At 46.8% G+C, this 18,901-nt stretch carries 18 protein-coding genes and 1 riboswitch; of the genes, 16 read left to right on the forward strand and 2 right to left on the reverse strand.

Features of this window, described 5'->3' with window-relative positions:
- The first annotated feature begins 2 nt into the window (after window positions 1-2).
- A complete protein-coding gene (gene clpX, locus L7E55_RS07945) occupies window positions 3-1,253 on the forward strand; it encodes an ATP-dependent protease ATP-binding subunit ClpX (RefSeq protein WP_277443592.1) in 1,251 nt (416 codons plus the stop codon).
- Between the two features lie 82 nt (window positions 1,254-1,335).
- Here the strand turns inward: clpX and L7E55_RS07950 are convergent, their stop codons facing one another.
- Complete coding sequence (locus L7E55_RS07950) at window positions 1,336-1,668, reverse strand: helix-turn-helix domain-containing protein (protein WP_277443593.1); 333 nt, start codon at window positions 1,666-1,668, stop codon at window positions 1,336-1,338.
- Window positions 1,669-1,823: 155 nt separating this feature from the next.
- A riboswitch (cyclic di-GMP riboswitch) is annotated at window positions 1,824-1,912 on the forward strand.
- A gap of 79 nt (window positions 1,913-1,991) precedes the next feature.
- Here L7E55_RS07950 and L7E55_RS07955 point away from each other — a divergent pair.
- From L7E55_RS07955 to yihA, 10 genes are all read left to right on the forward strand, one after another.
- Window positions 1,992-2,567: an HD-GYP domain-containing protein gene (locus L7E55_RS07955; protein WP_277443594.1), complete on the forward strand. Its 576-nt coding sequence runs from the start codon at window positions 1,992-1,994 to the stop codon at window positions 2,565-2,567.
- Window position 2,568: 1 nt separating this feature from the next.
- Window positions 2,569-2,925, forward strand: a complete 357-nt coding sequence (locus L7E55_RS07960) for a hypothetical protein (RefSeq protein WP_338091191.1) — start codon at window positions 2,569-2,571, stop codon at window positions 2,923-2,925.
- Between the two features lie 20 nt (window positions 2,926-2,945).
- Complete coding sequence (locus tag L7E55_RS07965) at window positions 2,946-3,767, forward strand: GGDEF domain-containing protein (protein WP_277443648.1); 822 nt, start codon at window positions 2,946-2,948, stop codon at window positions 3,765-3,767.
- Between the two features lie 214 nt (window positions 3,768-3,981).
- Window positions 3,982-4,485, forward strand: a complete 504-nt coding sequence (locus L7E55_RS07970; RefSeq protein WP_277443596.1) for a DNA-deoxyinosine glycosylase — start codon at window positions 3,982-3,984, stop codon at window positions 4,483-4,485.
- A 161-nt stretch (window positions 4,486-4,646) separates the two neighbouring features.
- Window positions 4,647-4,937 (forward strand): type II toxin-antitoxin system Phd/YefM family antitoxin, encoded by a 291-nt coding sequence (locus tag L7E55_RS07975; RefSeq protein WP_277443597.1) that lies wholly within the window; start codon window positions 4,647-4,649, stop codon window positions 4,935-4,937.
- A complete protein-coding gene (locus tag L7E55_RS07980; protein WP_277443598.1) occupies window positions 4,915-5,232 on the forward strand; it encodes a type II toxin-antitoxin system RelE/ParE family toxin in 318 nt (105 codons plus the stop codon). Before L7E55_RS07975 ends, L7E55_RS07980 begins: the two co-directional genes overlap by 23 nt.
- A 179-nt stretch (window positions 5,233-5,411) precedes the next feature.
- Window positions 5,412-6,632: an HD-GYP domain-containing protein gene (locus L7E55_RS07985; protein WP_277443599.1), complete on the forward strand. Its 1,221-nt coding sequence runs from the start codon at window positions 5,412-5,414 to the stop codon at window positions 6,630-6,632.
- 96 nt (window positions 6,633-6,728) lie between these two features.
- Complete coding sequence (gene lonB / locus L7E55_RS07990) at window positions 6,729-8,447, forward strand: ATP-dependent protease LonB (protein WP_277443600.1); 1,719 nt, start codon at window positions 6,729-6,731, stop codon at window positions 8,445-8,447.
- Between the two features lie 265 nt (window positions 8,448-8,712).
- The gene (gene lon / locus L7E55_RS07995) at window positions 8,713-11,127 is read left to right on the forward strand and encodes an endopeptidase La (RefSeq protein WP_277443601.1); all 2,415 of its coding nucleotides are present in this window, start codon (window positions 8,713-8,715) and stop codon (window positions 11,125-11,127) included.
- Window positions 11,124-11,726, forward strand: a complete 603-nt coding sequence (yihA, locus tag L7E55_RS08000; protein WP_277443602.1) for a ribosome biogenesis GTP-binding protein YihA/YsxC — start codon at window positions 11,124-11,126, stop codon at window positions 11,724-11,726. Before lon ends, yihA begins: the two co-directional genes overlap by 4 nt.
- Here the strand turns inward: yihA and L7E55_RS08005 are convergent.
- The gene (locus L7E55_RS08005; protein WP_277443603.1) at window positions 11,707-12,792 is read right to left on the reverse strand and encodes an ABC transporter substrate-binding protein; all 1,086 of its coding nucleotides are present in this window, start codon (window positions 12,790-12,792) and stop codon (window positions 11,707-11,709) included. The genes yihA and L7E55_RS08005 overlap by 20 nt on opposite strands.
- Before the next feature lie 318 nt (window positions 12,793-13,110).
- Between L7E55_RS08005 and L7E55_RS08010 the strand changes: the two genes are divergently transcribed.
- The 5 genes from L7E55_RS08010 (at window position 13,111) to radC (ending at window position 18,872) form a co-directional block, all read left to right on the forward strand.
- The gene (locus tag L7E55_RS08010; RefSeq protein ID WP_277443604.1) at window positions 13,111-15,765 is read left to right on the forward strand and encodes a valine--tRNA ligase; all 2,655 of its coding nucleotides are present in this window, start codon (window positions 13,111-13,113) and stop codon (window positions 15,763-15,765) included.
- A gap of 3 nt (window positions 15,766-15,768) precedes the next feature.
- Entirely contained in the window at window positions 15,769-17,076 is a 1,308-nt protein-coding gene (locus L7E55_RS08015) for a bifunctional folylpolyglutamate synthase/dihydrofolate synthase (RefSeq protein ID WP_277443605.1), read from the forward strand.
- Between the two features lie 235 nt (window positions 17,077-17,311).
- Window positions 17,312-17,569 (forward strand): DUF4321 domain-containing protein, encoded by a 258-nt coding sequence (locus L7E55_RS08020; protein ID WP_277443606.1) that lies wholly within the window; start codon window positions 17,312-17,314, stop codon window positions 17,567-17,569.
- A gap of 16 nt (window positions 17,570-17,585) precedes the next feature.
- Window positions 17,586-18,149, forward strand: a complete 564-nt coding sequence (locus L7E55_RS08025; RefSeq protein WP_338091195.1) for a Maf family protein — start codon at window positions 17,586-17,588, stop codon at window positions 18,147-18,149.
- Between the two features lie 27 nt (window positions 18,150-18,176).
- Window positions 18,177-18,872, forward strand: coding sequence for a RadC family protein (gene radC / locus L7E55_RS08030; RefSeq protein WP_338091192.1), 696 nt, complete (start codon window positions 18,177-18,179; stop codon window positions 18,870-18,872).
- Window positions 18,873-18,901 lie beyond the last annotated feature (29 nt).

The following is an 18,901-nucleotide window of genomic DNA, read 5'->3' on the forward strand; positions in this document are numbered from 1 at the left end:
ATATGTTTAACGATAAAGGGCAGTTGAAGTGTTCCTTCTGTGGTAAACTTCAGGACCAGGTGAAAAAACTGGTGGCTGGCCCTGGCGTTTATATTTGTGATGAATGTATTGAGTTGTGCAATGAAATTATTGAGGAGGAACTCAGTGAAGACCTGGGCCTGGAACTCGGCGATATACCAAAACCTAAAGAGATCAAAGAAATTTTGGACCAATATGTGATTGGACAGGAAAATGCGAAAAAATCCCTCGCGGTTGCTGTTTACAATCATTATAAAAGGATTAACCTCGGCGGTAAAATTGACGATGTCGAATTGCAAAAAAGCAACATTGTAATGCTTGGGCCTACCGGAAGCGGTAAAACTCTTCTGGCTCAAACTCTGGCCCGGCTGCTGAATGTGCCTTTTGCCATCGCAGACGCCACATCCCTCACTGAGGCCGGTTATGTGGGCGAGGATGTGGAAAACATTTTGCTGAAGCTGATACAGGCCGCGGATTATGATGTGGAAAAAGCGGAAAAAGGCATTGTATATATCGACGAGATTGACAAAATCGCCCGCAAGTCGGAAAACCCGTCGATAACACGCGACGTTTCCGGAGAGGGTGTTCAACAAGCGCTATTAAAGATACTTGAAGGCACTGTGGCCAGTGTCCCGCCACAAGGCGGGCGCAAGCACCCCCACCAGGAATTCATTCAACTGGATACCACTAATGTTTTGTTTATCTGCGGCGGGGCTTTTGACGGGATTGAGAAAATCATCCAAAACCGCACAGGGAAGAAGTCCATGGGGTTCGGAGCTGAGATCAAACCCCGGAAGGAAATGAAAATAGGAGAAATCCTTAGTAATATACTGCCGGAAGACCTTCTTAAATATGGGCTTATTCCTGAGTTTGTCGGCAGGCTGCCGGTTATTGTCACCCTGGACGCCCTTGATGAGGAAGCATTGATCCGCATCCTCACCGAACCGAGGAACGCGCTCGTTAAGCAGTATGAGAAATTGTTTAACTTGGATAATGTTTCTTTGGAGTTCGCTCCGGAAGCGTTGAAAGCGGTAGCCGAAGAAGCGCTCAGGCGCAACACCGGCGCCAGGGGGTTACGGTCTATTCTGGAAGAAGTCATGCTGGAAGTGATGTATGATATTCCATCCCGTGATGACATAGCTAAATGTATCGTTACCAGGGAAACCATTCAGAAAAAGGAACTCCCGCGGATTATCGCCGTGGATCGCAAGAAGAAAAAAGAAGAGACGGCTTAAGGCGCGCCGGAGTTGTTATACGCGAAAGAAAGCTCCTGACGGGAATAATCCCGCGGGGGCTTTTTTATCGCTTAAATAAGCGTTATGTATCTTTTAGTTTCAAGTAGGATTCCATCACTTCTTTTAAAAATGTAACATGTTTTACATCGTTTAAATTAATGAGCAAGTCATGCAGTTCATACAGAGCCTTTTCAAATTCATCTTTAGGCACTCGAAGGAGTATATCTGGCGGAACTCCTAAGATTTTTGCTATTTTCGCCAGAGTCAGTAGTGAAGTATTTCTCTGGCCTCTCTCAAGATAACCCAGATATGAACCAGTAATACCTAAACTATGTGATAATTGTTCCAATGTCAAATCTTTTTCCTTGCGGTACCGGCGAATATTTTGTCCACATACTTTCAGTATATCAAACACTTGTTTTCTCCAGCCATTTAAGAATATTTGTTAATAAAATTCCCATCTAATAAAATAACTATCCCAAAGATACACTTTTCACTGTAAAGTAATTGATAATGTAAACACATAGTTGTATAATTATTGTTAATTGTCGGGAAAAGTAGAATAATAGTTTCTTTGGCGGGCAGACCATTTCGAAAGAGTGGGGCGCAAAGCCTTGAATCTAAGGTAACTAAGTTGCTATGATTGTCAGGCTGCAGAAAGAAACGGTGATACAAATTTTTACTCGTCCTTTCTGGAAAAGCCCCTTAATGCCATTGTGATGGAAGGGGTATTGATTAATGTTAGAGGAATTAAATAACTTAGTTAAAATGATCTCTATTTACAGTTTAGAAACTTATCAACATTCAGTCAATGTGGGAATAATTGCCACTAGAATAGGAAATTTTCTAGGATTGCCAGAAAAGCAAGTTTCGTTAATCAAATATGCAGGTTTGCTTCATGATATCGGTAAAACTAAAATTGATTTAAAAATATTGAATAAACCAGGAAAGTTAACAACCAAAGAATTTAACATTATTAAAAAACATACAGAATACGGAGTTAAAATACTTTCATCTTATCCTTGGACCAAACCTTTTCTCCAGTTGGTAAATTTACACCATGAAAGATGGGATGGCAACGGTTACAATGGTATCCATGGACCAGATATTCCTATAGGAGCAAGGATACTTGCTCTGGCAGATGCTTTTGATGCCATGTCTTCATGCAGGCCCTATTCCCCAATTAAAAGTATGGATCAAATTATAAATGAATTAGATAGGTTTAGTGGCGCTCAGTTCGATCCCCACTTAGTCGAAAAGGTTATTCAGGCTTCAGACAAAGTATTGCTAAAAGATTGGGATGGTGTTGTTTAACTTGAAATCAGGTAATTTGAATGACAGTGGGAGAAAGGCACAAATTTCAATTATTCTGTCTGAGTTTGAGATTCCTCCCATACAGGACGTACTGCTCATCGGCAAGAAAGCGCCCGTTGGTCCCGAAGCCGTTCAACGGATGATAGACGTGCTGAGTCCGGAACAATATGAAGTTTTACAGGTAAATGAGGGACCCTTTGAAGCAGTGGTAATTCGTAATTCACTTTCCCGATTGATTACACGGGAAAAGCTATTAAGTATTATTCTAAATGAAGGGTGTAAAGTTGCATCCGAAACAGCAGTTTTGAAAGCTCAAGTAGATATAGTTTTAAATATTAATGTTGAGGTTGATCTATAATGTTCAAAGTTTCCGATGTTATGTCTTCTCCCGTTATCACAGCCGAAATCCTGGATAGCGTTAGTAAAGTGGCTTCAATTATGGAAAAATATAAAATAGGCGGTCTTCCAGTTTTAGATGAAGGAAAACAATTGTGTGGCATTATAACCTCTCGGGACGTGCGTAACACCCACCACAATCGTATTGTTGCCGACGCCATGAGCAAAGATGTAGTACATGTTAGTAAAAATACTTCTCTATGGGATGTTAAAAGCATTCTTGAGGAAAAAAAACTGGAAAGGCTACCGGTTTTAGATGACTGCAAACTAGTCGGAATTATTACTAAAACTGATATTCTGGTTGAAATCGGCAGGCATACAGATCCGCTAACCGGGCTTATGACAGGTTCATATATAAGATATCTAGCTGAAAACATCCTGAATGACAGGAATGAACTTACGGTCATATTTTTTGACCTAAATGGTTTCGGACTTATTAACAAAAGTCATGGACATGTTTACGGAGATCGTTGTTTGAAAATAGTCGGGCAAATTTTTGCCGAAAACACATCCGGCGGACTCTATTTTCCAGGGCGCTATGCCGGGGATGAATTCATAGTAGTGACCACAGAAAACAAAGATGATGCCGGTTTATGGGCCAATGAAATAATAAAAAAAATAGCCAATATCACAAAGAAAAAGGGCATGCCAGTAAGTATCGCCGCTGGAGTGGCAGGCGGCCGCAGAAAAAACGCGCGTGCACAAACACATCTTTCTGCGACAGTTGATGACTTAATCAATTCGGCCAGCCTTGCCTCGACTTTATCAAAGCAACATTGTGTGCCGGTTACATTTTCAAATTGACACAACGCTTGCCGCAACTAGGGTTAACCATATACTACTTCTCTTTCCCTTCCGCTTTCCGCAGCACTCTTTTGATCTACGCCCCCAGTATTTCGACCGTTTATTATATTGCAGCTCTTCATCATTATAAATTGACGTATTAAATTAAATAATATAAATTATTAGTTGATGAAAATTATACCAATTTTAATTTTTGAAAAAATGAGGTAAGTTAATGCCAGAAATTAGTTCATTCAATCCGATTGTCGATAACAGGTCAAAAGTTTTAATCCTTGGAACAATGCCGGGACCAGAATCACTTCGTCAAAATCAATATTATGCAAATGCTAATAATAAATTCTGGAACATAATATATGAAATTTTTGGACGTATTCCAGACCTAGAGTACGAAAAGAAAGTTATTTTTTTACTTAATAGAAGAATTGCTCTGTGGGATGTGTTAGATAGTTGTTCAAGAGAAGGAGCACTTGATGCCAACATAACAAATGGTAAGCCAAACAATTTTTTGAATTTTTTTGAAAAGTATTCTAACATTGAATATGTTTTCTTCAACGGAACATCGGCTTACAAGCTGTTTAAGAAATATTCCAAACAAGATTTTAATAATATTCGTAAGTACATCATATTACCATCGACAAGTCCTACGCCTGGAAGATATGTTAAACCTTATAAAATAAAATTATCAGAATGGATAACTCTTTTGGAATATATGAATTGATAAAAACTTTATGAGGCGGCAAGGACATGAACGACTATTTAAAAATAGCATTAGGGATAAGACGATCAGGAAATTGAAAGGCCGTAACGAAATTGCCGGTTGATTCCATAGCATGAAAGAAATATAATATGGTTAGAATTCTGCTACAAGGAGTTGGTACCATGCAGATTAAACCGTCCGCAAACATCCGGCAGAACTACAATGAGATTGCGGCATTATGCAAGTCTACCGATGAGCCGGTGTATCTTACCAAAAACGGCGAGGGCGATCTCGTGGTGATGGATATAGAGGCGTTTACCCGCCGTGAAAAAATGCTGAAGCTGCGGGAAGAACTGCTGGCCGTTGAAGAAGACCGTTTGGCCGGTCGTGCCGGAACGACGCCGGATGAACTGGACAGCTATCTGGAAAGCATCATTGACGAGGTGGAGCATGGAAAAGAAGCCTCAATATAAGGTGATTGTTTCCGACCGTGCCCGTCAGATGCTGGCGGGCCATGTCCGTTTTCTGGCGCAGAAAAGCCCCGCCGCCGCCCGCAGAGTGAAAAACGATCTAATAGAAGCCATCCTTTCCCTGCATCAAATGCCGGAGCGTTTCCCGTTTCTAAACGCTGAATTTATACCGCTCAATAAGTATCACAAGATGTTCGTAGAGAAGTGGTATCTCATTTTGTATCAGATTAAAGATCAGACGGTATATGTTGACTATATCGTGGATTGCAGGCAGGATTACGGGTGGCTGGTGCGGTAGATTTAGATATATGGCGTAATGGTTGTTAGAATAAAAGTTTGGGAAATTACTGAGCTTTCGAGGTATGTCTATAGCATGGAACTACGGAGGTAGAGGCACAATCTATGGCGTTAACTCTCGGAGTAAGATTAGAAAAGGCAATATAGCTGTAACATTTGAATTTATCACGGAGGAGACGCATGGAAATATCAGTTGATCTATGCCGCATGCTTTCGACGCTGTCTCTCTGTCTGGATTTTACAAGCGAGGGAATCCAACGGCATCATCAGAGGGTAGCCTATATCGGATTAAGTTTGGGTAAAGAAATTGGCCTGACAGACGAAGAAAAAAACCTTATTTTTATGGCGTCCATAATTCATGACGCTGGTGTCAGCACTTGGCAGGAAAAAAATAAGCTAATAAATTTTGAGGTGGAAAATCCGTGGGATCATTGTAAAAAAGGTTATGAGAAGATTTCCGGTGTAGACATTTTATGTCCGGTTGCCGAGATCATCTTAAGTCACCATGACCGCTTCGACGGCAACAACATATCCGGGCTTTACGGCAAGGAAATACCATTAATTGCGCGGATCGTCCACCTGGCCGACCGTGTGGAAGTTTTGCTGAGACATGATACGCATGTTTTAAAACAGTATAACGGTGTGACGCATGCGATAGAAAAGCTTTCCGAACAGGCCTTTGATCCGGAGCTTGTGTCTGCTTTTAAAAACCTGGCCGGCCGGGAAAGTTTCTGGTTAGAATTAACATCACCTTTTTTATCACACGGACAAACGAACGTCTGTTTAAATTCAATAGTTAATATTAATGAAAAAGACATGAAACAGATGGCAACAATGTTTGCCAGTGTAATTGATGAAAAAAGTCCTTTCACTCATAGACATTCCCAAGGCGTGGCGGCAGTGGCTGTGCACCTTGCCGCCGCAATGGGTTTTGGACGTGAAGAGGTCTTTTTAATAGAACTAGCCGGACTTTTGCATGACATAGGCAAACTCTCAATACCAGACGAAATTCTAGAGAAGCCGGGCTCTCTCACCGCGGAGGAATTCGCGGTAATTAAGCAACACACTTACTACACTTACCAAATTCTTAGTGAGGCCGGCGCTCCTTATCCAATTCCGGAGTGGGCCGCCTACCACCACGAAAAACTGGACGGCAGCGGTTATCCATTCCACTTGGATGCTTCACAGTTAGAGACCGGTTCAAGGATTTTAGCTGTCGCAGACGTTTTCACAGCTCTCCGTGAAGATCGTCCCTACAGACCGGGTATGAGCAAAAGAAATATTGAGGAAATTATGGGCAAGATGGTCACTACCGCCGCGTTAGACAGCAAAGTGGTCAATGTTCTTTTGGATCTATATGATAAATTAGATGAAGTGTTCACTGCCATAGCACTTGAATAGGATTAGTAAACTTCTCCCTAAATAGAATTTTGGTTAAAATTTCAAAAACTTAGCAATACTATGATTAGTATTTCTGTTCGATGGGAGGAGAAACTAATGGGAGAGTATTCTTCCGGTTTTGGCAGCTTATTGACTTTTATTCAGGTCTTTTTCGCGGTGGTTATCGGCTTATATTTTTGGAATTTGTTAAAAAATCAGCACAGCAGCAAAAACGTATTGGAAAAGGAATCAAAAAGGGAGATGGAAAAGCTAAAAAAGCTGCGTTCTATTTCCCTGACTGAACCCCTTACTGAAAAAACTCGCCCGACCAGTTTCGAAGATATTATCGGGCAAACGGAGGGGTTGAAGTCTTTGCGCGCAGCTCTTTGCGGGCCAAATCCCCAGCATTTGATTATTTACGGGCCGCCTGGTGTCGGCAAAACCGCCGCGGCCAGACTGGTGCTGGAAGAAGCTAAAAAAAACGCCTGCTCACCATTTAAGGAGGACGCTAAATTTATTGAAATTGACGCCACCACGGCCCGTTTTGACGAGCGGGGCATTGCCGACCCGTTGATTGGATCGGTCCACGATCCAATTTACCAGGGAGCGGGCGCGATGGGTGTCGCGGGCATTCCCCAGCCTAAACCCGGCGCTGTGACGAAGGCGCATGGAGGAATGTTGTTTATTGATGAAATCGGCGAACTTCATCCCAATCAGATAAACAAGCTGTTAAAAGTGATGGAAGACCGCAAGGTCCTTCTGGAGAGCGCTTATTATAGCGCGGAGGACCCCAATATACCCTCGCATATTCATGATATCTTTCAGAATGGATTGCCGGCGGACTTCAGGATGGTGGGCGCGACTACAAGGGGTCCGGAACAAATTGCGCCGGCTATCCGCTCCCGTTGTCTGGAAGTCTATTTTCGCCAGTTATTGCCCGACGAAATCGAAACGATTGCCGCTAACGCGGCTGAAAAAATTAAGATGCCTCTCAGCGCGGGAGCGCTTGAAGTGTTGAAAAAATATGCCACGAACGGACGCGAGGCTGTAAATATTATTCAAATCGCCGCGGGGTTGGTTATAACCGAAGAGCGGGGAGAGATCCGCACCGCCGATATTGAGTGGGTTGTCCAAAGCGGTCAGTACGCGCCGCGTCCCGATAAAAAAATACCTGACCATCCTCAGGTCGGGCTGGTCAATGGCCTTGCGGTGTATGGCCCGGGAATGGGGGTTCTCCTCGAAGTGGAAGCTAACGCTCTGCCCGTTGCCAGGGAACAAGGCAAGTTAACTGTTACCGGGCTGGTGGAAGAAGAGGAGATGGGGGGAGGCGGCAAAACTATTCGCCGCAAGAGTATGGCCAGAAGTTCGGTGGAAAATGTTCTGACCGTACTGCGGCGGGCTATGGCATGTGATCCCCGCGACTATGATATCCATGTTAATTTGCCTGGAGGAGCGCCTACCGACGGGCCTTCGGCAGGTGTTACCATAGCCACGGCTGTTTATTCGGCAATCCTTGGCCTGCCGGTGGACAACACAGTGGCTATGACCGGTGAGGTCTCTATTCGCGGCCTAGTCAAGCCGGTGGGCGGAATAGTGGCCAAGGTGGAGGCCGCCCGCCGGGCTGGAGCCAGAAAAGTGTTAATACCTGCTGAAAACTACCAGGAACTGTTCAGTGATTTTACCGGGATTGAAGTGATTCCTGTTAATCGCTTAGAAGAAGTTATGCGTGCAGCGTTAGTTACCATGCCGGTGTTGGGCAAAAAATTGGAGCGGCAGGCTACAACCCCGCCGGAAGTGTTAAGCGCTAATGGCTTCATGGCGGGACATTCATTGTAACGAAATCATAAGTTGCGAAAGATATGATTGGAAACCGCAGGATTATCCTGTCTGGCCAGGCTTGCATTGATTAGCAAGAAGAAGTAAAATAATAGATAGAAGTCCAGATCTTCATAATAACCCGGCATAGGCCGGGTTTATTGGTTTTCTATGTAATTATTACTATAGGGGTTTTCAAAATTTCATGTTAAAATAAACGCATATACAAGTACGTCCTAATATTATGACAACGTAAGCAACATCATTCCTAAAAGGGGGCGCAGCTATGGATTCAGAAATTAAGACTTTGCCTTTACTGCCTTTAAGGGGTATCCTGGTCTTTCCCTATATGGTCATTCACCTGGATGTCGGCCGCGAGAAGTCGGTGGTTGCCATAGAGGAAGCGATGATCCACGACCGGGTTATTTTCCTTGCCACCCAGAAAGAAGCGCAGACTGACGATCCGGGGCAGGATGATATTTTTGATATTGGTACTGTCGCTGAAGTTAAACAACTTTTAAAACTGCCGGGCGGCACCATCCGGGTGTTGGTAGAAGGATTGGCCAGAGCTAAGGTCAAACATTTTATAACTAACGAGCCATATTTTCAGGTAGAGATTGAACAATACTCCGAAAACTTTCAAAAAAACAGTGAGATAGAAGCGCTGATGCGCAGTCTGGTTTACCAGTTTGAACAATATGTTAAACTGTCCAAGCGCATTCCGCCCGAAGCGGTTGTTTCCGTCGTTAATCTTGACGAACCCGGACGTCTGGCTGATATTGTCGCTTCACACCTGACATTGCGCATTGAAGATAAGCAAAGCATCCTTGAGTCTGTAAATATATCTCAACGTCTTGAAAAACTGTGCGCTATCGTGGCAAAAGAGCTGGAAATCGTTGAATTGGAGCGCAAGATTAACATTCGTGTCCGCAAACAAATGGAAAAGACCCAAAAGGAATATTATTTGCGTGAACAGTTGAAAGCGATCCAGCGCGAGCTCGGCGAAAAAGATGAACGGGTGGCCGAGAGCGAAGATCTTAGAGATAAAATCGCTCAAGCCAAGCTGCCAAAAGAAGTGGAAGAGAAAGCCATCAAAGAAGTGGAAAGGCTTGAGAAAATGCCGCCGATGGCGGCGGAAGCGGCAGTAGTGCGCAACTATTTGGACTGGCTTTTATCCTTGCCGTGGAACAAATCTACCAGAGACCGGCTTGATCTGAAAATGGCTGAAACTATTTTGGAAGAAGACCATTACGGATTAAAAACGGTAAAGGAACGTATTTTGGAATACCTGGCAATCCGGAAGCTGGCCAAGAAAATGAAAGGCCCGATTATCTGTTTTGTTGGACCGCCAGGTGTGGGTAAAACTTCTCTTGGCCGTTCTATAGCCCGAGCCCTGGAGCGGAAATTTGTCCGCATGTCCCTGGGCGGGGTGCGCGATGAAGCTGAGATCCGGGGGCACCGCCGCACTTATGTCGGCGCCATGCCGGGGCGGATCATCCAGGGCATACGTCAGGCCGGCTCCAGGAACCCGGTGTTCCTGCTGGATGAAATTGACAAGATGAGCATGGATTTTCGCGGCGACCCGTCCGCGGCGCTGCTCGAAGTGTTGGATATGGAACAGAACAACACTTTTAGCGATCACTATATTGAATCTCCGTTCGACTTGTCCAATGTCATGTTTATCACCACGGCGAATGTGCAGCAAAACATTCCCAGACCGTTGCTGGACCGGATGGAGGTAATCTATCTGTCTGGTTACACGGAAGAGGAGAAAGTTCAGATCGCCATGCGCCATCTCTGCCCCAAGCAAGTAAAGGAACACGGATTAAGTAAAGACATGCTGAAGATTTCTGAAAATACTATTCGCAAGATTATCCGGGAATACACCAGGGAATCAGGCGTGCGGAATCTGGAAAGACAGATAGCGGCAATCTGCCGTAAGACTGCCAGGCAGATTGTCACCGACAAGACTAAAAAAGTCCTGGTGAATACGCAAAACTTAGGCCAATTTTTGGGCACGCCCCGCTTCCGTTACGGTGTGGCGGAACAGGATGACCAGGTGGGTGTGGCGACAGGCTTGGCCTGGACAGAAGTAGGCGGCGATACGCTGGCGATTGAAATCACTATTTATAAAGGAAGCGGCCGGCTTACTTTAACCGGTAAACTGGGTGACGTGATGAAAGAATCGGCGCAAGCCGGTTACAGCTACATCCGGAGCCGGGCTGACGAACTGGGTATTAATGAGGAGTTTTACGATAAACAGGATATTCACATTCATGTCCCCGAAGGGGCGATTCCTAAAGACGGTCCCTCGGCGGGCATTACCATGGCTACTGCCCTGGCTTCTGCCATTACCGGGCGCAAGGTGCGGCATGATGTGGCCATGACTGGTGAAATTACCTTGCGGGGCCGGGTGCTTCCGGTGGGCGGGATCAAGGAAAAGGTGCTGGCAGCCCACCGTGCCGGTATAAAAACGCTGCTTTTACCAAAAGATAATAAGAAAGACTTGGACGATATTCCTAAAAAGGTTAAAGATAAGATGAAATTTATCCTGGTGGACCACATGGACGAAGTTTTGGAGACAGCTCTTGCGGAAAAAGAATACAGAACCGAAGGGCTTGACGCTGTTCCCCCGGTGGTGTCGCCGGAAGTTTATCACCCTGCTGTAATAAGCGAGGGAGGCACCCCTGTACCGTCATGAAAATAACCAGCGCAGAATTCGTTGCCAGCGCGGTTAAAGCCGCTAATTACCCGGCCGGGGAACTTGCTGAGGTTGCCCTGGCCGGGCGTTCTAATGTGGGGAAGTCGTCCCTGCTGAATAAAGTTGTCAACAGAAAGGCGCTGGCCCGCACCAGCAATACCCCGGGACGTACCCGCCTGATAAACTTTTTCCTGATTAACGGGCAGTTTCATCTGGTGGACCTGCCGGGCTACGGGTATGCCAGGGTATCTGCCAGTGAAAGAGAAAATTGGGGTAAAATGATTGAATCCTATCTGACCGGGAGGAAAAACTTAAAGGGCATTTTACTGCTTATTGACAGCCGCCACCCGCCGACAGCCCAGGACATTCAAGTGTTCGGCTGGTTTAAGGACAACGGCATACCGGTAGCGGTTGTCGCGACAAAAGCTGATAAAATGTCGCGTTCGAAGTTGCTTCGTTCTATGCAGACAATCAGAAAGGAATTACCGCTGGCCGGGGAAGACATGTTGACGCCGTTTTCCGCGGAAACCGGCCAAGGCCGTGAAGAACTGCTGAGTATAATTGAACAATGGGTGAATATTACTGAAAGAACATCATGAATGATTTTCTTTTTTTCTTTTCTGTTTCCTGAACGTATATTACCGTTTCAACCGCTTGCCGGGCGAAATTAGTGACAACGGTAGTGTCGTAAGGAACGGGCGCGGCAATTTCTCCGGCATTTTTTGCCGCTATGTTGAATCTTTCATAAGGTTCCCGTTCGACTACCGGATTATCCGCCCATATCCTTAATGTACCGTACCGTTCGATGGATTTTATCAAAACCTGCATTTCAAGATTGGAAAACGACGGATAAACCGCTCTGGCTGCTTCTTCGGCACTGTGTTGTTTTAACCAAAGTTGGGCCTTGTATATTGCGTTTGTGAACCTTTGGATTGTTTCCGGATGAGATTCGATATATCCGGGCAAGGCGGCGTAAGCTGTAATTGTCATATCCTCCCCCGCCGCACCCACCGAGGCGACCACCTGGCCGTAACCTTTCATTTCAGCGACGGTAGCCTCTGGTTCCAGCAACTGAAGGTAATTGCCCGTTCCGGCGCGAAAAGCGCCAACGCGCAATGTTTCAGGGATGTTGTGATAAATGGTCACCTGCCTGTAGGGAAGGATGCCGGCCTTTCTAAGAACATCTTCCAGCGCAATTTCTGAACTGTCGTTATGAGGACTGCCGATAATTGTTTTGTCTTTCATATCTAGCCAACGAAAATCGGAATCGTTTTTCCTGGCTAAAAGAAAGGACCCGTCCCGGCAGGCCATGGTGGCGAAGACTATTGGAGCAGTCTTTTCTCTTCCGGGATCGTCCGGGTTGAAGATTATTTTTTGCAAGCCGCAAAGAGCCACATCTGTTCTCTGGTCGGCCAAAGCGGCGCGGATGGCCTCAGGACTGGTCGTGGTTATTTTTACATCCAGGTCTTGTTCTTTAAAAAAGCCCAAATTCAGGGCCAGGTATTGGGGCAGGAAATACGGCGACCTTACCGACTCCAATACCCGGATGGTGTGAACCTCCTGTTTCGGGGCAGGTTTTTTAAGCACACTTTTATATAAGGTTAAAACAATTAATATGATCAGGAGGATGATTACAGCAATCTTGATAGAGAATACTGGACGCAAGTTTTTCAACCCCCATCTTAACTTATTGTAACTACTCAGGTTACAGGAATCAGTAGTCAGTATTCAGTAGTTAGAATAATAGAACGGATTATCGTCTTGAAAATATTCTGACTCCTGAATTCTGACTACGTGAATAGCAATCATAAAATTTTTATTTTGGGGTAAGAGTTTTCATGCCATAAAAGCAATTAAATATTTTTTGAAGGATTTTTGCCATTCCTGGAGAAAATATGCCATGGGGTTCGAATGATTCCTCCTCCGCTAAACAGGTGGAGGGGTTTTTGGTTTTTTTAATATGGAGGTAAGGAGAGGTGCGCTTTGGCTAAAGCAGATATTCCTTCCACCTACGATCCACGTTCGGTGGAAGACCGGTGGTATCCCTACTGGGAAAAGGGCGGGTTTTTTCACGCCGGGGTTAACCCGGATCAGGAGCCTTTTTGTATTGTAATGCCCCCGCCCAATGTTACAGGGCAGTTACACATGGGACACGCCCTGGATTATACTTTACAGGACATCCTGACCAGGTGGCGGCGGATGCAGGGTTACAGTTCGCTTTGGGTGCCCGGTACGGATCACGCCGGTATCGCCACCCAGGCCAAGGTCGAAGAGCAATTGGCGAAGGAAGGAACAAACCGGTATGAACTGGGCAGGGAAGCGTTTTTAGAACGGGCTTGGGCCTGGAAAGAGCAGTATGGCAGCCGGATCACCGCCCAATTAAGAAGACTGGGCGCCTCCTGCGACTGGCAGCGGGAACGGTTTACCATGGATGAAGGCTGCTCGGACGCAGTGCGGGAGGTCTTCATCAAACTTTTCGAGCGCGGTTTGATTTACCGCGATTACTACATTACCAACTGGTGTCCCAAATGTCACACCACCATATCCGATATCGAAGTGGAGCATATAGAAAAACCCGGGCATTTTTGGTATCTGAAATATCCTTTTAAAGACGGGGAAGGGCATGTTATTGTCGCGACAACCCGGCCTGAAACGATGCTTGGTGACACGGCCGTGGCGGTGCACCCGGATGACGAGCGCTATACCGGCTTGATTGGAAAAATGCTTGTTTTGCCCCTGGTCGGGCGGGAGATGCCGCTCATCGCCGACGAGTATGTGGACCCTTCCTTCGGCACAGGGGCGGTTAAAATCACCCCGGCCCACGATCCCAACGACTTTGAGGTGGGGCACCGGCATGGTCTGGAGCAGATCATAGTAATTGATAAAGAGGGCAAGATGAGCGCGGAAGCGGGCCCGCGTTACCAGGGGCTGGACCGCTATGACTGCCGCAAAAAAATCGTGCGCGACCTGGAGGCGGGCGGTTACCTTCTGAAAACTGAAGACTTGTCCCATGGTGTAGGCCACTGTTACCGCTGCAACACGGTTATTGAGCCGATGCTTTCCCGCCAGTGGTTCGTAAAAATGAAACCGCTGGCTGAACAGGCTATCACCGCGGCAAAAGCGGGAGATGTCCGCTTCATCCCGGAGCGGTTCACCAAAGTGTACCTTGGCTGGATGGAAAATATCCGCGACTGGTGCATATCCCGCCAGCTTTGGTGGGGCCATCGCATACCGGTATGGTACTGCAAGGATTGTGATGAAATGATCGCGTCCAAAGAGCCGGTGTCACAGTGCCCTAAATGCGGCGGAACGGACTTAGAACAAGATCCCGATGTGCTGGATACCTGGTTTTCCTCCGCCCTGTGGCCTTTTTCAACCTTGGGTTGGCCAAAGCAAACAATTGAACTTGCTTATTATTATCCCACCTCCGTCCTTGTGACGGGGCGTGATATTATCTTTTTCTGGGTTGCCCGGATGATCTTCTCGGGTTTGGCCTTTATGAACGACGTCCCGTTCAGGGTAGTGTCCATTCACGGGATGGTTCTGGACGCCCTTGGGCGAAAGATGAGCAAATCCCTGGGCAACGGGGTGGACCCGATTGATGTCATCGAATCGCACGGCGCGGACAGTCTGCGTTTTATGCTGGTGACCAGCAATACCCCGGGCAATGACCTGCGTTTTAACTTTGAGAAGCTGGACGGGGCGCGTAATTTTGCCAATAAACTATGGAACGCATCAAGGTTTGTTTTGATGAACCTGGAGGATTATGAGCCGGGCGAGCGGCATGGCCAGTATACATTGGCTGACCGGTGGATCATCAGCCGTTATCAGAACCTGACAGAAGAAGTTACCCGGTTGCTTGAATCATATGAGCTGGGAGAGGCTGCCAGAGTCCTTTATGAGTTTATCTGGAACGAGTTTTGCGACTGGTATATCGAACTGGCCAAACCCAGACTTTACGGAAAAACTACCCCGCAGGACCGCTATACGGCGCAGAGTGTGTTGACAGCCGTGCTTAAAGGCACGTTGGAACTGCTCCATCCGTTTATGCCGTTTATTACTGAGGAAATATGGCAGCATTTGCCCGGCAAAGGATTGACGATAATGCGCGCGTCCTGGCCGGTTGCCAGGAAAGAACTGAGTGATCCGGAAGCGGAGCGTCAGATGGGAATGTTGATGGAGGTAACAAAGGCTGTCAGACATATCCGCAGTGAAATGAACGTCCCGCCCGGCAAACAGGTAGAAGCCTTTCTGGAGGTTCCCCAGAACGCGTCTAGAGAAGTTTTGGAACGGGGAACAGGATATGTTCAAAGCCTGGCAAACGCAAAAGTAGCTATTTATGATGCGTTGCCGGAGAAACCGGAACAGGCTGCTCACGCTGTAACCCGTGGCGTGGAAGTATTTGTCCCGCTAAAGGGCTTGATCGATATTGAGCAGGAAGCCGCCCGGTTGCGTAAAGAACTTGCGGGATTGGAAAAAGACCTGGCAAGGGTTAAGGGCAAGTTGAATAACCAGGGCTTTTTGAGTAAGGCGCCGGCCGACGTGATTGAGAAGGAAAGGAAAAAGGAAGATGAATTAACCGGCAAACAGACAGCCATCAGGGAGAGGTTGTCCATGCTGGTTGGGAAAAATGAATAATTATTGCGCCGGAGGCGGATTATTCTGGACTACAAAGAAGCGTTGGAGTACCTCGCCAACCTGACCAAATTTGGCGTTAACTTTGGTTTGGGACGTGTCGAAGAACTATTAAACCGGTTAGGCAACCCGCATAAGTCTTTAAAAATAGCGCATATCGGCGGGACAAACGGTAAAGGTTCCACTACCGCCATGCTGGCAAATATATTGCAGTCGGCCGGATACCGGGTGGGAACATTCACTTCGCCCCACTTGCATTCCTATTGTGAGCGGTTCCGGATCAACGGTAAAAAAATCGGCGAAAGCCGGATAGCCGGTTTGATCGCGGAGCTCCAGCCGCATTTGGAGGCAATGGTGTCGGAAGGCTTTGAACACCCTACTGAATTTGAAGTATCCACAGCCCTCGCGTTTCAATATTTCTACCGGGAAAAAGTTGATTTTCTGGTGCTTGAAGTGGGTATGGGAGGGGCAGTTGATTCTACGAATGTAATTACACCGGTACTTTCCGTCATTACCAATGTGAGCATAGACCATACGGATTACTTGGGGAAATCGATTAGAGAAATCGCCGGGGTTAAGTCCGGTATCATTAAACCAGGTGTTCCGACAGTGACGGCGGCTGCTGGAGAGGCACTGGCAGTGCTCTCGGAGACATGCCGGGAGAGAGGCTCCCCGCTGACGCTGGCAGGACGCGACATTACCTGGAAGCATCAGTCCACATCCCTCGCCGGACAGCAGTTTTCGGTTCAGGGACGCCGGTATTTATACGAGAATCTGTGGTTGCCCCTGATTGGCAGACACCAGCAAATTAACGCTGTTTGTGCAATAGCGGCGGTGGAAATACTGATTGACCAGGGCTTGACAGTAAACGACAGGAACGTGCGGGACGGTCTCGCGGCCACGTGCTGGCCGGCTAGACTGGAAATTATGCGCAGGGAACCGTACGTGCTGATTGACGGGGCGCATAACTTTGCAGGCGCCCGGAGCCTTCGCCAGGCGTTGGAAGATTATTTTCCGGATAAAAAAGTTGTTCTGGTTATCGGCATGCTGGAAGACAAGGAGCGAGCCAAGGTAGTGTCGGAACTGGCCCCGGCGGCAAGGGCGGTCGTCGTGACCAGACCGGACAACCCGCGAGCCGGGAATTGGCGGGAGATGGCCGTGGAAGCGCGTCGTTTCACCCCGGATGTTTATCTGGCGGAAGAAATCGAGGGTGCTTTAAATAAAGCGCTTTCAATAGCCGGGCCCGACGAGTTGATATGTGTCACCGGATCGTTTTATATGGTGGCGGAGGTTCGGGAATTGCTATTAAAATAAGGCGGTTGGTGTCAATGAATTGCCCCTGGACAGTGTGGTGGAGATAGAAATGATTGTACAGGTAAAAGAACCTTAAAGAATTCGTTTAGCCTGTTGGTAAGTATCGCTTCTGCCTTGATTTACGAAAAATAACATTTTTTTAATATTTTCGTCAAACCTTGTCATCAAATATTTAAAATGATAAACTGTTAAATAGTGCATGTGCTTGTTTCTTTAGTTAGCCGGGGGATGTTTTATGGCAAAAGGTTTTAAAAACTACAGCAATGTTTGGGTTTTAGTACTGCTCCTGCTGGTTGGCGGATTGACCGGGAGCGCTATCGGGAACGCCCTGGCCCCGTTTTTGCCCTGGTTGAAAGCTACCTCAACCATAGGTTTAAAGCCATTTACGCTGGACTTGCAGTTTTTTAACCTGACCTTTGGTTTTACTTTTGCATTAAGTCCACTAACAGCATTGGGACTTTTACTGGGTTATTTTATTTACAGGCGGGTGTGAAACAATAAAAGAAATAATTCTCGCGTCTTCCTCTCCGCGCCGTTCGGCCTTATTGGAACAAATTGGTTTGAATTTCCGGGTTATCGTATGTGATCTGGAAGAACATACTCCACCGGGGCTGCAACCTTTTGAAGTTGTTGAACGCCTCGCTGCCAGGAAGGCCATGTTTGTAGCGGATAGATTGACGGAGGGGATTGTCATCGGGGCCGATACCGTGGTGGTATGGCGCGGGCAATTGCTTGGCAAGCCGTCCTGTGAGCAAGATGCCGTAGAGATGTTGAAACGCTTGCAGGGCAGCGCACACGAAGTATTTACCGGGGTTGCGCTGGTAGATGCCGGCAACAATAAAGTTGAAGTGAGCCATGAGAAAACCCGGGTAATATTCAGGCCGCTGGACGAGGAAGAGATCCGGCGGTACGTCTCCACCGGCGAGCCGTCGGATAAAGCCGGCTCTTACGGTGCTCAGGGGATTGGCGCGATTTTTATTGAACGCATTGAAGGATCTTATACAAATATTGTCGGTCTCCCTATGTCCAAGCTTTCCCTGATGCTAAAAAAATTTGGCTATGATATTCTGTAACCAAGGTTTCTGTTAGGAGATGGACCTTTGGCTTTATCAGGCGATCGTCCAACTATTAAGGAACTTCCGGCAGAAATGCGACCCCGGGAAAGATTATTGAAAGAAGGGGCCGGAGCGCTGTCGGAAATAGAACTTTTGGCTATTCTTTTAGGAACCGGTTCTCCTGAAAATACTGTGCTGGAGTTAGCTTCCTTGATTTTGACGCGCTTTAGAAGTCTCCGCTTGCTGGTAGATGCCACGATTGAAGAACTGAGCGAGATTAAAGGCGTTGGGCTAGCTAAAGCAAGCCAGGTAAAGGCGGCGCTGGAACTGGCCAGGAGGCTGTCCCGTTTTACCAGCCAGCCCCGTCCGGTGATTAAATCACCCGCAGATGCAGCCGGGTTGGTAATGGAGGAGATGCGCCATCTTGATAGGGAGCATTTCAGGGCCTTGCTGCTAAACACCAGAAATCAGGTTGTTGCTAACGACGAGGTGTCGATTGGCACACTAAATACTTCCAGTGTGCATCCTAGGGAACTTTTCCGCAATGCGATTAAAAGAAGCGCCGCGTCGTTGGTTTTGGTCCACAACCACCCCAGCGGCGACGCCACTCCCAGCAAAGAGGACCTGGATGTAACCAGAAGACTTTGTGAGGCCGGGAGAATCATTGGCATTGAAGTCTTGGATCATATTATTATCGGCGATAACAAATTCACCAGCTTTAAGGCAGAAGGGCTTATTTGATTTTTAGATTTTGCATTATACGCAGAAAG

The sequence above is a fragment of the Pelotomaculum isophthalicicum JI genome, from assembly GCF_029478095.1.
Lineage (GTDB): Bacteria > Bacillota > Desulfotomaculia > Desulfotomaculales > Pelotomaculaceae > Pelotomaculum_D > Pelotomaculum_D isophthalicicum.